This is a genomic window from Streptomyces glaucus, assembly GCF_039533365.1.
GTDB classification, from domain to species: domain Bacteria; phylum Actinomycetota; class Actinomycetes; order Streptomycetales; family Streptomycetaceae; genus Streptomyces; species Streptomyces glaucus.
The window spans coordinates 1-2,408 of record NZ_BAAATK010000119.1 but is presented as its reverse complement, the minus strand read 5'-3'; the positions used below and the strand labels follow the sequence as shown (position 1 = coordinate 2,408).

Annotated in this window: 1 protein-coding gene; it reads right to left on the bottom strand. The window is 76.8% G+C overall.

Annotation, left to right across the window (positions count from 1 at the left end):
• A partial coding sequence (locus tag ABD363_RS32300; RefSeq protein WP_344610018.1) for an SDR family NAD(P)-dependent oxidoreductase occupies positions 1-2,284 on the bottom strand: 2,284 nt, incomplete at its 3' end.
• Positions 2,285-2,408 lie beyond the last annotated feature (124 nt).

Below are 2,408 nucleotides of genomic sequence, written 5' to 3'. Positions count from 1 at the left end.
GCAGCTCCCACAGCTCCTCGGGCGAGTCCACCCCGCCCGGGAACCGGCAGCCCATCCCCACGATCACCACCGGGTCCTCGCCGGCGCCTACGGGGGTGAACGCGGCACCGTCCCGTTCCGGTTCGTCGGCGGTCGAGCCGAGAAGCTCGCCACGGAGATGGGCGGCGAGCGCGGTCGGCGTGGGGTGGTCGAAGACGAGGGTGGCGGACAGGCGCAGCCCGGTGGCCGCGGCGAGCCGGTGGCGCAGCGCGACGCCGGTCAGGGAGTCGAAGCCGAGGTCCTTGAAGGCGCGGGCCGGGTCGACGGCGGTGGCGGTGGCGTGCCCGAGCACGGCCGCGACCTGGTCGAGGACGAGATCCAGCAGCAGCCGGTCCTGTTCCGCGGCGGGCCGGCCGTGCAGCCGGGCGGCGAGCGCGCCGCCGCCCGCCGCGACGGGCTCGGCGACGGTCCGGACGGCCGGGGTGGCCTCGGGGAGGCCGCGGAGCAGCGGACGGCGGGTGTAGGCGGACGCGGCGGCGAAGCGAGCCCAGTCGACGTCGGCGACGGTGGTGCAGGTGACGTCCTCGTCGAGGGCGCGCTGCAGCGCGGCCACGGCTCGCGCCGGGTCCAGCGGGCGGACGCCCTGGCGGCGGAAGTGCTCCGCCACGGTTTCGTCGGCGGCCATGCCCGCGCCGTCCCAGGGGCCCCAGGCGACGGAGGTCGCCGGCAGGCCGAGTCCGCGCCGGTGCTGGGCGAGCGCGTCGAGCCGCGCGTTGGCCGCCGCGTACGCGGCCTGCCCGGCGTTGCCGAGCACACCGGTGACGGACGAGAACAGCACGAAAGCGTCAAGGGGCTGGTCGGCCGTCAGCTCGTGCAGGTGCTGGGCCGCGTCGGCCTTGACCGCGAGGACGCGGGCCAGCCGCTCGGGGGTGAGGTCGGCGGCGAGCCCGTCGTCCAGGACACCGGCGGCGTGGACGACGGCCGTCGGCGCGTACGCCGCCACCACGGAGGCCAGGGCTTCCCGGTCGGTCACGTCGCACGCGACGAAGCTGACCTCCGCGCCCGACGCGGCCAGTTCGGCGGCGAGTCCGGAGGCTCCCGGCGCGTCGGCGCCGCGCCGGGAGAGCAGTACGAGACGTTCGGCGCCGCGCGCGGCCAGCCAGCGGGCGATGTGCCCGCCCAGGGCGCCGGTGGCTCCGGTGACGAGTACGGTGCCCGCCGGGCTCCAGGAGCGCTGGCTCCGCCCGTCGCCGTCGCGCACCAGCCGGGCCGCGTGGACGCCCGTCGGCCGGATCGCGAGCTGGTCCTCGTCGGCGCCGTCCGCGGCGAGGACGGCCGCGAGCCGCTGCCACGACCGGGGCTCCGGTACGGCGGGCAGGTCGATCAGACCGCCCCAGCGGTCCGGCTGCTCCAGCGCGACGGCCCGGCCGAGACCCCATACGGCGGCCTGTTCCGGGTGTGCGGGAGCCTCGTCGGCGGAGACCGCCACGACCCCCCGCGTGACACACCACACCCGTGTCTCCGGCCAGGCCTGGAGGAGCCTCAGTACGTCCGCCGGGTCGGTCAGGAGGGACAGCACTCCGGCCGGCCGGGCGGCCCCGCCGTCCGACGGTCCGGTGACGATCGTCACCTCGGCACCCGCCGCCCTGAGCGCCTCGGCGGCCCGGGCGGTCTCGGCGTCGTCGGTGCCGTCGCCGGCGGCGAGCAGCCACGAGCCGGAGAGCGAGCCGGTGCCGGGGACGCGGACGGGACGCCAGCCGACCCGGTACCGCCAGCCCGCCAGCACGGACTCCTCACGCCGCCTGCGCCGCCAGTCCGAGAGCACGGGCAGCACGGCGTCCAGCGGAGCCCCGTTCTCCACCCCCAGCTCCCCCGCCAGCGAAGCCGCGTCACCCCGGTCGACCAGTTCCCAGAAGCCACCGTCGGCGGACTCGTCGCCGGTGCGCGCCACCGGGCGAGCGTGGTCGGCGAGCCAGTAGCGGTGGTGCTGGAAGGGGTAGGTGGGCAGGTCGACACGGTGGGCGCCGGTGCCGTCGAACAGGGCGGCCCAGTCGACGGCGGTGCCGCGGACGTACAGTTCGGCGAGCGCGGTCAGCAGCGTGTACGGCTCGGAACGGCCCTCGCGCAAAACCGCGGCCGCGGGACCGTCCGCGAGCCCGGTCAACACCGGATCCGGACCCACCTCCAGCCACCGGGCAGCACCCGCGGCCGTCAACGCGTCGTGGAAACGGACCGGCCGCACGATCTGCTCCGCCCAGTACTCCGGACTCGTCCACTCCTCCCCGGCCAGCGGAGCACCGGTCATGGTGCTCACCGCCGCCACCACCGGCCGCCGATACACCACCCGCCGGGCCTGCTCGGTGAACTCGGCGAGCACCGGCTCCATCAGCGGCGAGTGGAAGGCATGGCTCACCCGCAGCCGGGTGGCC